General features: G+C 64.5%; 18 protein-coding genes. 10 read left to right on the top strand and 8 right to left on the bottom strand.

Features of this window, described 5'->3' with window-relative positions; all coding sequences use genetic code 11:
* Positions 1-13 precede the first annotated feature (13 nt).
* From WN73_RS43085 to WN73_RS43075, 3 genes are all read right to left on the bottom strand, one after another.
* Positions 14-1,231 carry an NAD(P)/FAD-dependent oxidoreductase gene (locus WN73_RS43085; protein ID WP_166466018.1) on the bottom strand — a complete coding sequence of 406 codons (1,218 nt, stop codon included), beginning with the start codon at positions 1,229-1,231 and terminating at the stop codon, positions 14-16.
* A gap of 10 nt (positions 1,232-1,241) precedes the next feature.
* Entirely contained in the window at positions 1,242-1,670 is a 429-nt protein-coding gene (locus WN73_RS43080; protein WP_028174791.1) for a globin family protein, read from the bottom strand.
* 123 nt (positions 1,671-1,793) lie between these two features.
* On the bottom strand, positions 1,794-3,173 hold the full coding sequence (locus WN73_RS43075) for an MFS transporter (protein ID WP_011085590.1): 1,380 nt from the start codon (positions 3,171-3,173) through the stop codon (positions 1,794-1,796).
* 96 nt (positions 3,174-3,269) lie between these two features.
* Here WN73_RS43075 and WN73_RS43070 point away from each other — a divergent pair, with 96 nt between their 5' ends.
* A complete protein-coding gene (locus WN73_RS43070; protein WP_271558325.1) occupies positions 3,270-3,482 on the top strand; it encodes a hypothetical protein in 213 nt (70 codons plus the stop codon).
* A gap of 29 nt (positions 3,483-3,511) precedes the next feature.
* On the opposite strand, the gene WN73_RS43065 is transcribed toward WN73_RS43070, so the two are convergent.
* Genes WN73_RS43065 through WN73_RS43055 form a run of 3 tightly spaced genes read right to left on the bottom strand, consistent with a single transcriptional unit; the run spans position 3,512 to position 6,594 of the window.
* Positions 3,512-4,306, bottom strand: coding sequence for an ABC transporter ATP-binding protein (locus WN73_RS43065; protein WP_028174790.1), 795 nt, complete (start codon positions 4,304-4,306; stop codon positions 3,512-3,514).
* A gap of 12 nt (positions 4,307-4,318) precedes the next feature.
* Positions 4,319-5,215, bottom strand: a complete 897-nt coding sequence (gene ntrB / locus WN73_RS43060; protein ID WP_028174789.1) for a nitrate ABC transporter permease — start codon at positions 5,213-5,215, stop codon at positions 4,319-4,321.
* A gap of 59 nt (positions 5,216-5,274) precedes the next feature.
* The gene (locus WN73_RS43055; protein ID WP_028174788.1) at positions 5,275-6,594 is read right to left on the bottom strand and encodes a CmpA/NrtA family ABC transporter substrate-binding protein; all 1,320 of its coding nucleotides are present in this window, start codon (positions 6,592-6,594) and stop codon (positions 5,275-5,277) included.
* 677 nt (positions 6,595-7,271) lie between these two features.
* Here WN73_RS43055 and WN73_RS43050 point away from each other — a divergent pair.
* Positions 7,272-8,111 carry a formate/nitrite transporter family protein gene (locus WN73_RS43050; protein ID WP_028174787.1) on the top strand — a complete coding sequence of 280 codons (840 nt, stop codon included), beginning with the start codon at positions 7,272-7,274 and terminating at the stop codon, positions 8,109-8,111.
* A 61-nt stretch (positions 8,112-8,172) separates the two neighbouring features.
* Positions 8,173-9,912, top strand: coding sequence for a bifunctional protein-serine/threonine kinase/phosphatase (locus WN73_RS43045; protein WP_271558321.1), 1,740 nt, complete (start codon positions 8,173-8,175; stop codon positions 9,910-9,912).
* Positions 9,913-9,927: 15 nt separating this feature from the next.
* On the opposite strand, the gene WN73_RS43040 is transcribed toward WN73_RS43045, so the two are convergent.
* Positions 9,928-10,845 (bottom strand): intradiol ring-cleavage dioxygenase, encoded by a 918-nt coding sequence (locus tag WN73_RS43040; RefSeq protein ID WP_011085583.1) that lies wholly within the window; start codon positions 10,843-10,845, stop codon positions 9,928-9,930.
* 162 nt (positions 10,846-11,007) lie between these two features.
* Here WN73_RS43040 and WN73_RS43035 point away from each other — a divergent pair, with 162 nt between their 5' ends.
* Positions 11,008-12,282, top strand: a complete 1,275-nt coding sequence (locus WN73_RS43035; protein WP_271558318.1) for a serine hydrolase domain-containing protein — start codon at positions 11,008-11,010, stop codon at positions 12,280-12,282.
* Positions 12,283-12,404: 122 nt separating this feature from the next.
* Here the strand turns inward: WN73_RS43035 and WN73_RS43030 are convergent, their stop codons facing one another.
* Positions 12,405-12,638: a hypothetical protein gene (locus WN73_RS43030; protein ID WP_011085581.1), complete on the bottom strand. Its 234-nt coding sequence runs from the start codon at positions 12,636-12,638 to the stop codon at positions 12,405-12,407.
* 138 nt (positions 12,639-12,776) lie between these two features.
* Here WN73_RS43030 and WN73_RS43025 point away from each other — a divergent pair, with 138 nt between their 5' ends.
* The 6 genes from WN73_RS43025 to WN73_RS43000 all read left to right on the top strand — a co-directional run bounded on the left by WN73_RS43025 (position 12,777) and on the right by WN73_RS43000 (position 18,910).
* Positions 12,777-13,121: a DUF1236 domain-containing protein gene (locus tag WN73_RS43025; RefSeq protein ID WP_011085580.1), complete on the top strand. Its 345-nt coding sequence runs from the start codon at positions 12,777-12,779 to the stop codon at positions 13,119-13,121.
* 342 nt (positions 13,122-13,463) lie between these two features.
* Positions 13,464-14,921, top strand: a complete 1,458-nt coding sequence (locus WN73_RS43020) for a sensor histidine kinase (protein WP_271558456.1) — start codon at positions 13,464-13,466, stop codon at positions 14,919-14,921.
* A gap of 315 nt (positions 14,922-15,236) precedes the next feature.
* Positions 15,237-16,175 carry a helix-turn-helix domain-containing protein gene (locus WN73_RS43015; protein ID WP_271558455.1) on the top strand — a complete coding sequence of 313 codons (939 nt, stop codon included), beginning with the start codon at positions 15,237-15,239 and terminating at the stop codon, positions 16,173-16,175.
* Between the two features lie 97 nt (positions 16,176-16,272).
* On the top strand, positions 16,273-16,563 hold the full coding sequence (locus WN73_RS43010) for a hypothetical protein (RefSeq protein WP_271558316.1): 291 nt from the start codon (positions 16,273-16,275) through the stop codon (positions 16,561-16,563).
* Positions 16,564-16,682: 119 nt separating this feature from the next.
* Entirely contained in the window at positions 16,683-17,888 is a 1,206-nt protein-coding gene (locus WN73_RS43005) for an NAD(P)/FAD-dependent oxidoreductase (RefSeq protein ID WP_271558313.1), read from the top strand.
* 104 nt (positions 17,889-17,992) lie between these two features.
* Positions 17,993-18,910 (top strand): MBL fold metallo-hydrolase, encoded by a 918-nt coding sequence (locus tag WN73_RS43000; RefSeq protein WP_271558311.1) that lies wholly within the window; start codon positions 17,993-17,995, stop codon positions 18,908-18,910.
* Positions 18,911-19,034 lie beyond the last annotated feature (124 nt).

Below are 19,034 nucleotides of genomic sequence, written 5' to 3'. Positions count from 1 at the left end.
TCGAGCTGCCTTGTCAAGCCGCCTTGGAAGGACGCGCGAGCGCGCGGCCGAACATCATGTCGGTACGGATCGCCGCCACCTTGTCGCGGTTGCGGATCAGCTCGAGGTACCAGAGCGCATCGACGGTATCGCCGATCAGCACAGCGCCGGTGAGCCGGCCGTCGGCGATGACGAGCTTCTTGTAGGTGCCGCGCCTGCGGTCTGACAGCACGAGGCTCTCGCTGCCCTCCCCGCCCATGAAGTCGCCGGCGGAGAACACGCTGACGCCCGAGACCTTCAGATTGGTCGAGACCACGCTGCCCTGATAGGCGGCGGGCCGGCCGGCGAGATGCCGCGCCAGCACGCGCGCCTGCTCATAGGCCGGCTCGACCAGGCCATAGCAGGTGCCGCGATGCTCGGCGCATTCGCCGAGCGCGAAGATGTCGGGTGACGCCGTCTGCATGACGTCGTTGACCACGATGCCGCGGTTGACCGCGATACCGGCGTCCTTGGCCAGCGCGACATTGGGCCTGATGCCGGCGGCAAAGATCACCGCATCGGCCTCGATGCAGCTGCCGTCAGCGAGTTCGACGGCTTCGACGTGGCCGTCGCCATGGATGCACTTCGTGCTGGCATTGAGCAGGATGCGGATGCCCTTGCGCTCGACCAGCGTCTTGAGCAGATCGGCGGCCGGCCCATCGAGCTGGCGCTCCATCAGCCGGTCCATCAGATGCAGCAGCGTCACCGGGGCGCCGGCCTTGGCAAGTCCATAGGCCGCCTCCAACCCGAGCAGACCGCCGCCGACCACGACGACGCGCTTCTTCGCCGCCGCAAGCGTCAGCAGCAGGTCGACGTCGCGCGTGTCGCGGAACGTGTGCACGCCGGCGAGATCGGCGCCCGGCACGTTGAGCCGCAGCGGCGTCGATCCCGTGGCGAGCACGAGCTTGGAATATTCCATGCTCTCCTCACCCTCGATCTTGAGCTCGCGGCGGCCGGTGTCGATCTCGGTGACGCGGTAGCCGTAGCGCACGGTGACGCCGCGATGGCGCCACCAGTCGGCCGGCCGCAGCTCGATCTCGTGCGAGCCGGTCTCGCCGGCCAGCACGGAGGAGAGCAGCACGCGGTTGTAAGCGAGCCTCGGTTCATCGCCGATAACGGCAACCGCGTAGCGACCAAGCGAAGTCTTGGCGAGCTCGTCGACCAGACGCGCGGCCGCCATACCGTTACCGACGATGACCAGCGGTTCACTCACAAGGCATCTCCTATTCGGCGGCCTGCGCCTGAGCGCCATAGGCCTCGGAAATCATGTAGCCGGACAGCACCCCGTAGGCGTCGGTCCAGGCCGTGGCGAGTTCGGGCGTCCAGGCCTCGCCGAGACCCTTCTCCAGGGTCCACAGCAAGGTCGCGCCGACCACGGGATAGTGCTCGGCCTTGGCGCCGTAGGCGACGTGGCGCTTGGCGAGCGCCGACGCCGCGGGAAGAATCGAGTCCAGGTTCGACAGGCCGCCGACGACGGCGGCGAGCATGCCCATCAGCTTCTTGCGCTGCTCGGTCATGTCCTCGGGAAACATCGCGCGTACGGACGGCGCCACCTCGAACAGGCGATCGTAGAACAGCACCGCGGCAGTCTCCGAAATCGGCGCGACCTTGGCGAAGCTCTGCTGGACGAGGGTAATCTGTTCGGGCGTCATGATGTTCTCCTGTCTGTTTCGGTCTGCCTTTGTCCGCGTCGTTGCGAACAAGGTTCATGGGTCAAACGTCATCAGAGAGTCTTCTCCCCGCGTACGGGGAGAAGCGAGATTCGTACCAAGTCTCTAAACGCGAGCTTCGGCGAGGCTTGGCGCGCCTTCACGCTGCGGGCTGCGACGCAGGTAGAACCACCAGGTCAGGCCGAGGCAGGAGGCGTAGAAGGCGAGATAGATCGCGAGCGCAAGCTGCGGCCCGCCGGTCATGGCGATCGACTTGCCGAAACCGCTCGGGATCAGATAGCCGCCGACCGCGCCGACCGCGCCGATGAAGCCAACCGCCGCACCGCTCTCGATGCTCGCCGTCTTCAGGGCGGCTGCGCGCGCCGCATCGCCCTTGCCGCGCACCTTGAACAGGTTCTGCTCGCGGAAGATCGAGGGGATCATGCGGTAGGTCGAGCCGTTGCCGATGCCCGTCGTCACGAACAGGATCAGGAACATCGACAGGAAGCCGATGAAATCCTTCTGCCCGACGAAATAGAGCACGCCGACGGTGGCGCCCGCCATCACGATGAAGTTCCAGAAGGTGATGACCGAGCCGCCGATCCTGTCGGCCAGCCAGCCGCCGAACGGGCGCGACAGCGAACCAACGAGAGGCCCGAGGAACGCGATCGCGATCGTCACCGACGGAAACTGCGTCTTGATCAGCAGCGGAAACGCCGCGGAGTAGCCGATGAAGGATCCGAACGTGCCGATATAGAGGTACGCCATGATCCAGGTATGCTTGCGCTTGACCACCGCCAGCTGATTGCTGATCGACGACTTGGCCGTGGTCAGGTTGTTCATGAAGAACACCGCGCCGAACACCGCGATCGCGATCGGCAGCACCCACATCAGGCCGGCGTTCTGAAGGAACACGCCGTCGACGGGGGTTGCCTGGAACAGGTTGATGACGGCGAGCGTCATCAGGATCGGGGTCAGGAGCTGCACGCTGGAGACGCCGATATTACCGCCGGCCGCGTTGAGGCCCAGCGCCCATCCCTTCATCCTGTCCGGGAAGAAGAAGGAGATGTTTGTCATGCTGGAGGCGAAATTGCCGCCGCCGAGACCGGCAGTCGAGGCGATCAGCAGCATCAGCCAGAACGGCGTGTCGGGCTGGCTGACGAACCAGGCGAGCGACAACGTCGGAATGAACAGGATGGCCGCGCTGAAAATGGTCCAGTTGCGACCGCCGAACGTCGTCACCGCGAATGTGTAGGGAAAGCGCATCAAGGCGCCGATCAGGCCCGGCACCGCGACGAGCTGGAACAGCTGGTCGGTGGTGTAATGGAAGCCTGCCTGCGGCAGCTTGGTGGTGACGATGCTCCAGATCAGCCAGACCGAGAAGCCGATATGCTCGGCCACGATCGACCAGATCAGGTTGCGTCGCGCGATAGTCTTGCCAGTCGCATTCCAGAACGCCTCATCCTCGGGGCGCCAGTCTGAAATCCAGGTCGGATTCTTCGTCATTGAGTATCCCTTCTAGGCTCACCGCTGCGTCGTTGCAGGCTCTGCCTCCGGCCACGGAGGCGCGCTCCGAGGCTTCACCCCGGTGGCGAGTTCACGATGCTGATTGATGATGTTGAGGGACGTCGTCGTTGGCGTCGCGCAAACACGTTTCAATTTCCGTGCCAATTGCGCGCGTTCGGGAAATACAGGGAATTCAGTGGCTTGTTCGAATTGCCCGAAATTTTTGCAGGGCAATTTCGCACGCAAATTTTGCGATTCGCTCAATCCCTGTGCGCCGCACAAGGATTGAGCTTGATGTCTCAAAATTAGGCGAGACGCATCGTGCGTTAACGCCGCGTTTACGCGGCCTCGACGAAGCGATGACGCTCATAGAGGAATTCGAGCACGCGCTGCCGGCACTTCAGATAGGTGGTGCTGGTGGCGAGCTCGAGCCGCTTGCGGGGACGCGCCAGCGGCACCTCCAGCACCTCACCGATGCGCGCGCTCGGCCCGTTCGTCATCATCACGATACGGTCGGACAGGAGCACGGCCTCGTCGACGTCGTGGGTGATCATCAGGATGGTGTTGCCGAGCTTCTGGTGCAGCGCCATCACCGAGTCCTGCAGATGCGCGCGGGTGAGCGCGTCGAGCGCGCCGAACGGCTCATCGAGCAGCAGCACTTTCGGTTCCATCGCCAGCGCCCGCGCGATGCCGACGCGCTGCTTCATGCCGCCGGAGATTTCGGAAGGACGCTTGTCCTTGGCGTGCGCCATCTGCACGAGATTGAGATTGTGCATCACCCAGGCGTCGCGTTCGGCCCGCGTCTTGGTCTTGGCGAAGACCTTGTCGACGCCGAGCCTGACGTTCTCGTAGACTGTGAGCCAGGGCAGCAGGCTGTGGTTCTGGAACACCACGGCGCGATCGGGCCCCGGCGAGTTGACCTCGCGGTTCTCGAGCAGCACGCCGCCGGTCGAGGCGTTGGTCAGCCCTGCGATGATGTTGAGCAGGGTCGACTTGCCGCAGCCGGAATGGCCGATGATCGAGACGTATTGCCCTTTCTCGATCGTCAGGCTGATGTCCTTCAGGACCTCCGTGGTGGCGGCGCCGCGGGTAAAAACCTTGTCGATGTGGTCGAGCTTCAGATAGGCGGTCATGTGTCCCTCCCCTCAGTTCGTCGCGGTGCCGCGGGTGACGATCTTGCCGAGGCCGGCGATCAGGCGATCGAGCACGAAGCCGACGATGCCGACATAGATCAGCGCCAGGATGATCTCGCTAATGTGCGAGGAGTTCCAGGCGTCCCAGATGAAGAAGCCGATGCCGACGCCGCCGATCAGCATTTCGGCGGCGACGATGGCGAGCCACGACAGACCGATGCCGATGCGCAGGCCGGTGAAGATGTAGGGTGCGGCCGCCGGGATCATGACCTTGCCGAAGAACTCCAGCGGATTGAGCTGCACGACGGCCGCGACGTTGCGGTAGTCCTGCGGGATGTTGCGGATGCCGACCGCGGTGTTGATGATGATCGGCCAGATCGAGGTGATGAAGATGACGAAGATCGCCGAGGGCTGGCCGTCACGGAACGCCGCGAGCGAGAGCGGCAGCCAGGCGAGCGGCGGGATGGTGCGCAAGACCTGGAACAGCGGATCGAGCCCGCGCATCGCCCAGACCGACTGGCCGACCAGCACGCCGAGCGCGATGCCGGCGATCGCGGAGAGCGAATAGCCGAAGGCGACGCGCTGAAGGCTGGCGGAGAGATGCCAGAACAGACCCTTGTCGATGCCGCCATGGTCGAAGAACGGATCGAGGATCAGCTCCTTGGTGTCCTTGAATACCCGCGACGGCGGCGGCAGTGCCGAGCCGGCGCGGCGGCAGACCAGCTCCCAGACCAGCGTCAGCAGCGCGATCACGACGAGCGGCGGGATGACGCGCACGGCGGTCTCGCGCGCCATGCGCGCGTAGGCCTCGCTCCGCGGCGGCCGCTTCGGCGTCATCGCGACGACGGGCGCGGCGCTTCCCGCGGGTGTCGCGGTCTCAACCTCAATCTTCGTGGCAGGCATGTTCATCGCTATCTCTCTCCGGCTCCGGGACGATGCGGCCGCCTCGCGGCGGCCGCAGGGCTCCATCAGACTTCGACGCGCTTGATCGCGAGCGACTTCAGATAGGCCGCCGGATTCTCGGGATCGAATACCTTGCCGTCGAAGAAGGTCTCCTTGCCGCGCGAGGTGGAGGCCGGGATGTCGGAGCTTGCGACACCAAGCGTCTTGGCCGCGTCCTTCCAGAGGTCCTCGCGGTTGACCTTGGCGATCAGCGCCTTGCTGTCGAAGCCGGCTTCGTATTTGCCCCAGCGGATGTCCTCGGTCATGAACCAGAGATCATGGCTCTGGAACGGATAGGAGGCATGATCGCGCCAGTACTTCATGATGTGCGGCGAGTTCTCGACCACCTTGCCGGCGTTGCCGTAGTCGAACTTGCCCTTGGCGCGATCGGCGATGTCCTCGACCGGGCAGTTGATCCACTGCCGCTTGCCCATGATGGTGGCGAGTTCTTCCTTGTTCTCCATCTTGTCGGCCCATTGCTGGGCTTCCATCACCGCCATCAGGATCGCCTTGGCCGCCTTCGGATTCTTGTCGACCCAGGCCGCGCGCATGCCGAGCGACTTTTCCGGATGCTTGCTCCAGATCTCGCCGGTGTTGACGGCCGTGTAGCCGATGCCCTGGTGGACCAGCTGCCCGGGCCAGGGCTCGCCGACGCAGAAGGCGTCCATGGTGCCGACCTTCATGTTGGCCACCATCTGCGGCGGCGGCACGGTGATGGTCTCGACGTCCTTGTCAGGATCGATACCGCCGGCGGCGAGCCAATAGCGGACCCAGAGATCGTGTGTGCCGCCGGGGAAGGTCATCGCGACCTTGGCGGACTTGCCTTCGGCCTTTTTCTTCTCGAACGCCGCCTTCAACACTGACGCATCGGCGCCGACCTTGAGGTCGGCATATTCCTTGGCGACGGAGATGCACTGCGCATCGAGATTGAGCCGCGCCAGGATGTACATCGGCGTCGGCTGGTTGTTCTGCGTCACCTTGCCGGCCGAGATCAGGTACGGCATCGGGGTGAGGATATGCGCGCCGTCGATGCCGTTGCCTTCCGAGCCGAGCACGAGGTTGTCGCGCGTGGTGCCCCAGGAGGCCTGCTTCTGCACGTCGACATCGGGCATGCCGTATTTGGCGAACAGGCCCTTGTCCTTGGCGACGAAGAGCGGACCGGCATCGCTCAGCGCGATGAAGCCGAGCTTGGCGCCCTTGACCTCGGGGCCGGCGTCCTGCGCGAACGCACCGGCGGGGAAATTGAGCTTGGCGGCGGCAAGAAGGGCAGCGGTGCTGCCGGTGGCCTTCAACAATTGACGGCGGCTGAGGCCAGTATCCGAAGGCCGGCGAATGCGCTTGGTCATAGGCGGTGTCGTCCTTTTGCGTCGTTGCGAATGATTGCGTCAGTGCGCACGAGCAGCCCGTCCGTCCGTGACGCCAGAAAAAGGCGCATGCGAACGCACGACGGGGAGACCCCCGTTCGGGTGGCGTCAGCAAATCGGATGAGAAGTCTCGCGGGACGGCTTCAATGGCGTCAGCTTGGAACTATTCAAGCTTCATGCCAAGCGCCGCACCTCATAAACATCTAAAAATTCAATACGTTAGATGCACCGCGCCAGTCTGTCGCAGCCTTGCTGCGCACGCGAAATTTGCGGACTGCTCATTTCTTGTGCGCCGCACAAATCTTATGCAGCCGCCTAAGCAAAAGGCCGCAGAGCCGGCAAAAGCCGGGTCGAGGCGCGTACCATCCAATTGAAATCGCTTACCTTTTCTATCGCGCCCAAGCGGCACGCGACTTGCATTTCCATTGTCGTCAACGAAGACTGCGGCTTGCCGCATTGTTGCAGCCTCTGGCGGCTGCAAACCGGAAGCTCAACTGCTTCGCGGCCCTTCTCGGCTCAGTCCTCGTGACGCGATTCCCAAGGCTTCCAGACCTCCATAGCCCTCGTGCGCGGCAGAACCGTCCGCACGGCCCAAGATGTTCAGCCGCGCTCTCTTTGGGGGCGTGTCGATCTCACTTACGAAGCAAAAGGAACCATTGATGTCGTATCTCGCGCCTTCGGAATTCGTCACCAAGATGGTGGATGCGGGCGAGTCCAAGATCTTCATGTCCACCCGGGATACCATCATCCGGGCCTATATGGCCGGCGCCATCCTCGCGCTGGCGGCCTGGTTTGCCGTCACCATCAACGTGAACACCGGCCAGCCGCTGGTCGGGGCGCTGCTGTTCCCGGTCGGCTTCGTCATGCTGTACCTGCTCGGCTTCGACCTGCTGACCGGTGTGTTCGTGCTCTCGCCGCTCGCCCTCATCGACAAGCGCCCGGGCGTCACCTTTGGCGGCGTGCTGCGCAACTGGGGCCTCGTCTTCGTCGGCAATTTCGCCGGCGCCTTCACCGTGGCCTTCATGATGGCCTTCGTCACGACCTTCGGCTTCACGCAAGACCCCGACAAGATAGGCACGGCCATCGGCAATATCGGCGAGGGCCGAACGCTCGGCTATGCCGCGCATGGCGCGGCCGGCATGGCGACATTGTTCCTGCGCGGCATGCTCTGCAACTGGATGGTCTCGACCGGCGTCGTCGGCGCCATGATCTCGACCTCGGTGCCCGGCAAGGTCATCGCGATGTGGATGCCGATCCTGGTGTTCTTCTACATGGTGTTCGAGCACTCCGTCGTGAACATGTTCCTGTTCCCGTCGGGCCTGATGCTGCACGCGAAGTTCTCGATCATGGACTATCTGATCTGGAACGAGATCCCGACCGTGCTCGGCAACCTCGTGGGCGGCCTCGCCTTCACCGGCATGACGCTCTACGCCACGCACGTCATGACCCAGCCGAAGCGCCAGGCCGGCAAGACCACGCCGTCCCGCGTCGCGGCCTGATCAAACAACGTCTCGACAGGGGAGCCTCGCCCGAGCAGGGTGAGGCTCTCCTTTGCCGGTGATGACGATGACCCGCGGACTCCTGATTTCGATCGGCCAGCACTCCGACAGGGGTCGCAAGCCCGTCAACCAGGATTTTCACGGCATCCTGATTCCGGAGGAGCCGCTGCTCAGCCTGAAGGGCATCGCGGCGGTTCTCGCCGACGGCATCTCCAGCAGCACGGTGAGCCAGATCGCCAGCGAGTCGGCGGTCAAGAGCTTCCTGATGGACTATTACTGCACGCCGGAATCCTGGACGGTGAAGACCTCCGCCCGCCGCGTGCTGGACGCAACCAATTCCTGGCTGCACGCGCAGACGCGCAAGAGCCAATATGCCTATGACCGCGACAAGGGCTATGTCTGCACCCTCAGCGCCATGGTCATCAAGGCGACCACCGCGCACATCTTCCATGTCGGCGACTGCCGCATCTACCGCGTCGCCGGCAAGGCGCTCGAGCAGCTGACCGACGATCACCGCATCATCGTGTCGTCGGAGCAGACCTATCTCGGCCGCGCGCTCGGCATCAACCCGCAGCTCGAGATCGACTACCAGACGGTCGAGATCGAGGCGGGCGACACCTTCGTCCTCGCAACCGACGGCGCCTACGAATTCGTCGACCAGCGTTTCATCACGAGCGCTATCGCCGAGCATGCAGCCGAGCTCGACGGGGCCGCGAAGGCGATCGTCGACGAAGCGTACCGGCGCGGCAGCGACGACAACATCACCGTCCAGATCCTCCGCGTTGACGCAGTGCCGCAGCGCGACTCGGCCGGCATCTTCAATCAGACGTCACAGCTGCCGCTTCCTGCGCTGCCCGAGCCACGGGCGATGTTCGACGGTTACAGGATCGTCCGCGAGATCCACGGCAGCAGCCGCAGTCACATCTACCTTGCGGTCGATGCGGAGACCGAGGAGCCGGTCGCGCTCAAGCTGCCGTCGATCGACCTGCGCGACAATGCGGCCTATCTCAAGCGCTTCCTGATGGAGGAGTGGATCGCACGCCGCATCGACAGTCCGCACGTGCTCAAGCCGATGTCACAGTCGCGGCGGCGCAGCTACCTCTACGTCGCGACCGAGTTCATCGAGGGCCAGACCCTGAGGCAGTGGATGCTGGACAACCCACGCCCCGATCTGGAGACGGTCCGAGGGATCGTCGAGCAGATCGCCACGGGGCTTCGCGCCTTCCATCGCATGGAGATGCTGCACCAGGACCTCAGGCCCGACAATGTCCTGATCGACAAGACCGGCACTGCGAAGATCATCGACTTCGGATCGGTCAGGGTCGCCGGCGTCGCCGAGGCGGCGCCGAAATCGGCGGACGAGGAAATTCTCGGCACGGTCCAGTACACGGCCCCGGAATATTTCCTCGGCGAGGGGGGATCGCCGCGGTCCGACATGTTTTCGCTGGCCGCCATTTGCTACCATATGCTCACCGGACATCTCCCCTACGGCGCCCAGCTCGCCAAAATCCGGGGACGATCGGACGCGTGGAAGTTGAGATATCGCCCGGCCATCGATGCCGAGCGCGGCATCCCGGGCTGGATCGACGGCGCGCTCAGGAAGGCGCTGCATCCCGATCCCTACAAGCGCCACGAGGACCTCTCTGAATTCGTCTTTGAGCTCAGGAATCCCAATCCGGCCTATCTCGCCACGCGGACCACGCCGCTTCTGGAGCGCAACCCGCTGCTGTTCTGGAAGCTGACCACGGCGATCCTGGCCTGCACGGTCATCGCGCTGCTCGCGGTGCTTCGGCTGCGATAGCCGGACAAGGTCGGTTCAGGCCGGCTCCGCCGCCTTCACCCCCAGCGGCTTCGGCGCCATGCCGCCGCCGGGCTTGAGGTGGAATTCGTAGGTCATCAGATGCCACTGCCCGCTCGCCTTGGTGCCGTCGGGCATCTCGAGGTCGTTGCGCGGCTCGACCTTGGCGACGAGATCATCCTTGACGCCGAACACCACGTCGGAATCGAGATATTTGTCGCCGTCCATGAAGACATGCGTGATCAGCGGCTCATAGCCCTTCGCGTTGACGAGGAAGTGCACATGCGCCGGGCGCATCGGATGGCGGTTGGTCTGCACGATCATCTCGCCGACGGGGCCATCGGTCGGGATCGGGTAGCTGCACGGCAAAATGGTGCGGAAGAAGAAGCGGCCGTCGCTGTCCGTGATGAAACGCGCCCGCGCCGAGGCGCCGACCTCGTCATAGTTCGGCTTCTGTGAATCGTAGAAGCCGTCGTCGTCGGCATGCCAGACGTCGACGGGAACGCCCGCAAGCGGCTTGCCCTTGAGGTCGGTGACGCGGCTCTGCACGAACATCCGCTCGCCGGTTTGATTGTTCGGCGAGATGTCGGTGCCGTGCGCGGTCACTTTGTGCTCGCCGACATAGAACGGGCCGAGCACCGTGGTCTGGGTGGCGCCCTCGCGATCCCTGTGGTTGACCGCGTCCACCAGCATGGAGACGCCGAGCACGTCGGAGAGCAGGATGAACTCCTGGCGGGTGTCGGTGCATTTATGACCGGTGCGGGTCAGGAAATCGATAGCGTATTCCCATTCCTCGAAGGTAAGACCGGTCTTGCTCACGTAATCGTGCAGCGACTTCACCAGTTCCTGGAGCAGGAATTTCGCCCGCGGGTTCGGCGTCTTGTCGAAGCTTTCGACCACGGCTGCGGTGAGTTCGGTCTCGTTGAACTGGGTCATGGTGCGTTGCCTTGCATTTTTCTCGTTGGCCCGGGCGGGCTCCCTGGAAGCGTTCCAGGCCGGACACTACACCACCCGGCCAGCCCGCGTTAAGCGCAACCGGCTTGGAATGGGGCTGCCATTTGGCTATCACCTTGTCGAGAAACTGCCCCGGAGGAACTGATGCTCGCCCCCACCCCCGCCTCGCCCGAATCCGTCGGCATGTCCAAGGCCGCGCTCGACCGCGTCGATGCGCACCTGAAGAACCGGTACATCGATGCCGGCCGCTTCCCGGGCACCCAGCTTCTGGTTTATCGCCGCGGCAAGATCGCGCACAGCTCGGTCCAGGGCCTGGCCGATGTCGAGCGCAAGGTGCCGGTCAAGGACGACACCATCTACCGCATCTATTCCATGACCAAGCCGCTCACCAGCGTCGCTTTCATGATGCTGGTCGAGGAAGGCCTCGTCGCGATCGACGAGCCCGTCGCCAAGTACATACCGGAATGGAAGGATCTCGGCGTGTTCGTTGCCGGCACCGCGCCGGCCTTCCTGACCCGGCCGCCGTCCCGGCCGATGCTGATCGTCGACCTGCTGCGCCACACCTCCGGGCTGACTTACGGCTTCCAGCAGCGCTCCAATGTCGATGCCGCCTATCGCGCCGAGAAGATCGGCGAGGTCGAGAAGTCAGGCACGCTCCAGACCATGATCGAGGCGCTCGCGAAGATCCCGCTGGAGTTCTCGCCGGGTGAGGCCTGGAACTACTCGGTCGCGACCGACGTGCTGGGCTACCTCGTCGGCAAGATTTCCGGCATGCCGTTCGAGCAGTTCCTGAAAACACGCATTCTCGATCCGCTCGGCATGACCGACACCGATTTCCACGTGCCGGCCTCGAAGGCCCATCGCTTCGCTGCCTGCTATTCGGCGGACCCGGGCGGCGGCATGACCTTCCATGCCGGCCAGCGCCGCGAGGGCCTGACGCTCCAGGACGATCCGGCGACGAGCTCGTTCCTGTCCCCGCCCTCCTTCATATCCGGCGGCGGCGGCCTGTGCTCGACAGCCGCGGACTATCTCACCTTCTGCCGCGCGCTGCTCAACGGCGGCGAGCTCGGCGGCGTCAGGCTGATCGGGCCGAAGACGCTGGCACTGATGGCGACCAACCACATTCCGGGCGGCCGCTTCCTCCCCGAGGTATCGCGCTCGCTGTTCTCCGAAGCCACCTATAACGGCATCGGCTTCGGCCTCGGCTTTGCCGTGACGATGCGCCCGGCCGAGACGCTGATCGCCGGCAGCCCCGGCGAATACAATTGGGGCGGCGCGGCGACGACCTCGTTCTGGATCGACCCGGCCGAGGAATTGATCACCATCTTCATGACGCAGGTGCTGCCGTCGAGCGCCTACCCGCTCCGGCGCGAGCTGCGCAGCATGGTGTATGCCGCGATCACCGAGAGCAATCTGTAACCGCTTGAATCGATTCCGCGGCCGTCGGCCGCGGAATCTCAATATCAGACGCTCATTTGAGCATCTCCGGCACGATCAGGCGCGGCAGGAACAGCGACACGCACCGCCGTTTGCCATCCTCCTCAGTTTGACGTGCAGACCTTGACGGTCTTCATGCCGCTCTCGGCTTCGGTGCGCGACTTGTAGATCGTGCCCGACGGACTGACGACGGTCATCGACGTGTCCGTGGGCTTCTTGTCGACAACGGTGCACTTCTTCGTCTTGACGTCCTGGACGACGTAGAACTCGTCGGCCGCGAACGCCGGCAGGGACAATGCAGCAACCATCAATGCTGCAGTTGCGATCTTCAGCTTCATTTTATCCTCCTCCAATCGCCGGACGTTTCCGCCCGGCCGATTCTTGAACGGGAACAAATGGCAATTTGTTCCTAAGCAAGAGGAACGCCGTCCGCAGTGGGATGTTGACGCCGCACTTATTCCAACGAGGAGAACAAGATGAAGAAGCTGTTTCTGCTTTCCGCCGCGGCGGTGATGATCTCGACTGGCGCGTTCGCGCAGTCCACCGTGGTGACGACCACCGGAACCGGGCACGCGGCCGCCGTTCAGATCGAGCCGGAATACCGGACTAGGATCAAATCCTACATCACCGAACATCGCGTTCGCCCCGTGACGACGAAGGAGAAGATCATCGTCGGCGCGACGGTGCCGAGCGATGTCGAGCTCGAGGCGGTTCCTGCCGACTGGGGGCCCGCGCTCACCAAGTACCGCTACGTCTATTCCGGCGAGCGCGTGATGTTGGTGGATCCGGGCTCCCGGACGGTCGTCCAGGAAATCGACTGACAAGACGTGATGGAGGGGGCCGCATCAAGGACGGCCTCCTCCCGGAGTTGACGATGACATCGCATCGAGAGGCCCGGATCGCCGGTGTCAGCCTGGCGGCCATCTACGCCATCTGCCTGTTGCTGGCCGCAATCGGCATGAGCTGACCGGCAGACACCTGCGGCCGCGCTGCAAAGATTCCGTCTGGTCTGCTCGCTGAATGCAAAAATCATGGCGCGGCGCACGTCCTGACCGTATGGTCTGATAAAATCATAATCCGGCGCCGTCGCGCTGGAATCGGGACGCCCACGTTTGTCCAGGTTCACCCTTCCGGTCCGGCTCGCTCTCCTGGTCACGGGGACGATGTTGCCGCTGATCGTCTTCGCCGTTGGCATTGCCGTCTACAACTACAAGCAGGACCGCAGCGACGCGACGCGCCGCGTGCTGGAGAACGTGCGCAGCATGCGCCTGGTGCTGGATTCCGAGGTGCAGCGGATGACCGGCGGCTTGCAGGTGCTCGCACTGACGAACTCGCTGCGCAACGACGACTTCCCGAACTTTCGCCGCATCGCGCTCGGCTTCCTCGACCAGTATGGCAAGGGCGGCCTGGTGCTGATCTCCGACCGCAAGGGCCAGCTGCTGTTCTCCTCGGCGACGGAGGACACCGCGAGCCTGCCGCCGCGCGGCAATCTGGAGATCGTCGAGAAGGTGTTTGCGACCAGGGCGCCGCAATATTCCGACCTGTTCACCGGCGCGCTCAACGGGCGGCAGGTTCTCACCGTCGAAGTGCCGGTGTTTCGCAACGGCGAGGTGATCTACGACCTCTGCTTCAGCCCGCCGATCAGCATCTTTCAGGATCTGGTGGAGAAGCAGCGCCCGGACCGGCAATGGACGGTAAGCCTGCTCGATGCCAAGGGCACCGTGTTCGCGCGCGCGCCGAACCCCAGCGAGACATTCGGCAAACGCGCGTCGCCGTCGCTCTACGCCGAGATGTTCCGCAGCGACGAGGCGGCGCTTCCGACCGTGTCGCTCGACGGCGTCGCGCTCGCCGCCGCCTACACCCGTTCGGGGCTGACCGGCTGGACCGTGGCTGCCGGCGTCGCCGAGAGTTCACTGATCGCCCCGCTCTGGCGCAACATCGCCGTCACCAGCCTGATCGGCGGCATCCTGCTGCTCACCGGCCTCACCTTTGCTGTCCGCATGGCGACGACGATCGCACGCGGCGAGATGCTGCACGATCTGCTGATCGAGGAGCTCAACCACCGCGTCAAGAACACGCTGGCCCTGATGCAGGCGATCGCGGTGCAGACCTTCCGCAGCGCGAGCCGCGAGGAGCGGGCCAAGTTCGAGGGCCGCCTCGGCGCGCTCGCCGAGGCGCACAATCTGCTCAGCCAGGAGAAATGGGCCGGCTCGGAACTGAAGGAGGTGATCACGCGCGCGCTCCAGCCGTTCCTGCTCAATGCGCCCGAGCGCATCCGGATGGACGGCCCCGCGGTGCCGCTGTCGCCGCGACTTGCCGTGGTGCTGTCGATGATCGTGCACGAGATCGCCACCAACGCCGCGAAATATGGCGCGCTGTCCAATGAGACCGGCCGGGTGACGCTGGACTGGGAAGTCATCGCGGACACACCGAAGCCGCGCCTGCGGCTGATCTGGAGCGAGATCGGCGGACCGCCGGTGACGGCGCCGGTGCGGCGCGGCTTCGGCTCGCGCCTGATCGAGCGCAGCGCCCGCGACCAGCTCGGCGGCGAGGCAACCGTCGATTTCCTGCCGCGCGGCGTCGTCTGCACGGTGACCTGCGCGCTGGACGAGGCGCGGTGAATCAACGGGATGGTCATCCCCAATGCCGGATTTGCGGGTTAGAGCGATAGCCATGTGAAGGCCTCGCACCTTTTGTCATAAAACGTCTTTCACAAAACCTCCGTTCAAGACCCAGGCAACTCAGCGCCGCCCGTCGTGCATTCTCGAAAACGCGCGCCTGCCCGGAGCAGGATCGGACAAAGCATGGCCGCTTCAGGAAAGACGCTGGGAGTTTGCGCCGCCTAGAACGTGCGCCGACCCGTACAAATACGGGCACCTGATCCGAAGCTCGATGCGATCAGGAGGAGCCACCCAATGATCGAGAGCAGCACACTCATGCGCAATCCCTCGCACAACGGCGTGCCGTCCGCACCCGGCGCACAGCCGGACGATGGCTCGACCTCCGAACGGCGGGCCGCCGACGCAGAGATGGCGCGGGTGCTCAGGACCGAACCGGCTCGCATGGCATTGGATTCCTCCGGCGCCGGCATCGCCCACTGGAAACATGATCCATTGCACGACGTCGTCGAGCCCATGAGCCACCATGTGATCATGGCGTACAACGGCATGATGCAGCGTATGGAGCGGCGGTCGGGAAAATCGGTTGCGATCGGCACGTTTCGTCCTGGAGCGGTGATCATCATTCCGGAAGGATCGAGCTCCCGATGGGATATTCCGAAGCCTGTCGATGTGGTCCAGCTCTATCTTCCGAATGCAACACTGAAGCGCGTTGCCGACGAAGCCGGGACCGCAAAACCGGCCGACCTGCTGGAGCGGACGGCGCATCCCGATCCCATCACGTCCAGACTGCTCTTGAGTGCAGCGGATGCGCTGGGGGGCAACGGAGCCCTGGATACGTTGTTCCGTCATCAACTGACGGATCTTCTGGCCACCCGCCTGCTGGTTGCCCACACCGGTTCGCCAACCAATTTTCAACAGACCATGGGCGGGCTGTCGCCGAAGGTCCTGCTCCGTGCGATCGAACGGTTGCGCTCGGACCGCGATGCGGACATCTCGCTCGATGCGCTGGCTTCCGATGCCGGCCTCTCGCGCTTTCACTTCTGCCGTGCCTTCAAGGAGAGCACCGGGCTCTCGCCGCATGCCTGGCTGCGCCAGCACAGGCTCGAGCAGGCCATGAACATGCTGCGGGAGAGCGACGAATCGGTCGTCTCGGTTGCCGCAGCGCTTGGCTATTCCTCGCAGACCGCCTTCGCCGCGGCCTTCAAGAAGCTGACGGGTGAAACGCCGAGCGATTGGCGCAGGCGCATGCGTTAGCAGCAATCTCTCGACAGGGACGGCAATCGCTCTGGGGCAGTCGGATATCTGGTTCGCTAAACATCTTGGCATCGCACGACGCGGACGGAGACCAACGATGGACTGGAAACACCTTGCAATCGCACCGCGACGGAAAGCCATCACGTCGGCGCTGCTGTATGGGCTCTCGCTGACCGTACGCTTCACCCAGCCGACAGCCGAAGAAGCGACCTTACAAGCGACGCAAAACGCCAATCCCGCGACGTCAATCCTGATCAATCAGGGTTGGCCCAGAAAACCGATGGTGCCGGCAGCTCTGCGCGGCTGGACATCGGGCCCGAGAAGCTGCCCGGCGGCATGTGATGGCCCTGCGCTGCTGTCCTCACTGCCGAACTGCACCGCGCCGTAAGGGTCCGGCGGTCTCCGTTTCACCTCGTCGCGTCATCGTCGATCGCACAGGCTCTGCCCACACAAGGCGGCGGCGATGACGCGCGCACGTCCCGAGTACTAACCCCAGGAGTCAACCACATGCGACTGCTCATCATTGGCGCCGGCTTCGCCGGCATGTACGCCGCCCTCTCCTCGGCCCGCCTGCGCGACATCCAGGGCGTTTCGCCTGACGATCTCGAAATCGCCCTGATCGCACCGGAGCCGACGCTGGTGGTCCGCCCGCGGCTCTACGAGCCGAAGCCGGAAACCCTGACGGCACCGCTGCTCGATGTCCTCAGGGCGATCGACGTCGACTACATCCAGGGCAGCGCCGAGACGATCGACACCAAGGCGCGGATGGTGCAGATCGCCACTCCCAGGGGCACGCGCACGACACTGTCCTACGACCGCCTCGTGATCGCCACCGGCAGCCGGCTGTTCCGCCCCAACATTCCCGGCCTTGCCGAGCACGGCTTCAGCGTCGACTCGCTCGATGACGCGATCGCACTCGACAAGCATCTGCACGGTCTGGCCGACCGGCCGGCCGTGAACGGACGCGACACGGTCGTCGTTGCCGGCGGCGGCTTCACCGGCATCGAGGCGGCAACCGAGCTGCCCGCGCGCCTGCGCAACATCTTCGGCAAGGACTCCAGGACGCGCGTCATCATCGTCGAGCGCAACAGCGCGATCGCGCCCGACATGGGCGAAAACCCCCGCCCGCTCATCGAGGATGCGTTGCGCAAGCTCGGCGTCGAGATGCGGCTCGGGGCCGGCGTCGTCTCGCTCGACAAATCCGGCGTGACGCTATCGACCGGCGAACATATCGAAACCGAGACGGTGGTCTGGGCGGCCGGCATCCGCGCCGCGCCATTGACCGCGCAGATTCCCGCCGAGCACGACAATTTCGGCCGCCTGCTGGTGGACCGCGATCTGCGCGTGCCTGTCGTCGCCGGCGTCTTCGCCACCGGCGATGCTGCGCGCGCCGCATGCGACGACGAGGGCAATTACGCGCTGATGTCGTGCCAGCACGCCACGCGCATGGGAGCCTTTGCCGGCAACAACGCCGCCGCCGAGCTGCTGGGCGTTCCGACCAGGCCGTATCACCAGAAGGCCTACGTCACCTGCCTCGATCTCGGCGAAGCCGGCGCGGTGTTCACGCGCGGCTGGGAGCGCAAGGTCGAGCTGGTCGGCGACGTCGCCAAGAAGACCAAGCAGGAGATCAACACCGTCTGGATCTATCCGCCGAAGGCCGAGCGCGCCGCGGCGCTCGCGTCGGCCGATCCGGAGGGCGTGACCAGTCTCTAACCACACGAGGCGATGACGGCCGCGCTCTCCTGGCTACGCGGTCCGCTCAACCAAGACCAGCCAGAACCAGGACCAACCACCTTCCCATGAAACAGGAGACAGACATGAATCTGCACAACACCTCGTACCCCGTGTCATCCGGACCTGAAGAGCTCGTTCCGTCGCGCTACGCGCTGAAGGTCGGCGAGATCGACGTGCTGGTGGTCAGCGACGGCGTGCTGCCGCTGCCAACCACGATGTTGGCGCACAACGCCGCCCCGGCCGAACGTGCGGCCTGGCTGCACGACATGTTCCTGCCACAGGATGCCTTCGACTGGGCGCTGAATGCGGTCATGGTGCGCAGCGGCGGCAAGACCATCCTGATCGACGCTGGACTGGGGTCCGACCCAAACTTGCACCTGCCGCGGGCCGGACAGTTGATCAAGCGACTGGAGGCTGCCGGCATCGATCTGTCGTCCGTGACCGATCTGGTGCTGACCCATCTGCACATGGACCACATCGGCGGGCTGCTGGTCGACGGGATGAAAAAGCGATTGCGCAAGGACCTGCGGATCCACGTGGCCGCCGCCGAGGTCAAATTCTGGGAGTCGCCCGATTTCTCGCAGACCGCCATGCCGCAGGGATTCCCGGACGCGCTTCGCGCGACCGCCAAGCGGTTCGTGAGCGAGTACGGCAGTCAGTTGCGGCAGTTCGATGAGACCCACGAGATTGCGCCCGGCGTCATCGCCCGTCGCACCGGCGGTCACACCCCCGGACACAGCGTGGTGCGCGTAGCGTCCGGCGGCGATGCGCTGACATTCGCCGGCGACGCCGTGTTTGCGGTCGGGTTCGAACAACCCGACTGGCACAACGGCTTCGAGCACGATCCCGAGGAGGCCGCGCGCGTTCGTGTCCGTCTCTTGCGAGAGCTTGCCGAGACCGGCGAGATGCTGGTGGCCACTCACCTGCCGTTCCCGTCCATCGGCCGGGTGGCGATCGACGGCGACGCCTTCCGTTTTGTGCCGGCCTTCTGGGACTACTGACCGCCTGTTGAGTTAGGCCGAACGGGGCGCGTGCTCATGACGTTCGTGAGTACGCGCCCTGAATTCAATCGGCCCGGTATGGCCCCCGTCCACCGACCCGGATATAGCGAGAAGTACCGATGAA

It is taken from the genome of Bradyrhizobium sp. CCBAU 45394 (assembly GCF_028128655.1).
Taxonomy (GTDB): Bacteria; Pseudomonadota; Alphaproteobacteria; order Rhizobiales; family Xanthobacteraceae; genus Bradyrhizobium; species Bradyrhizobium diazoefficiens.
Note: the sequence above shows the minus strand (reverse complement) of the source record. Positions and strands in the feature narration are given on the sequence as shown.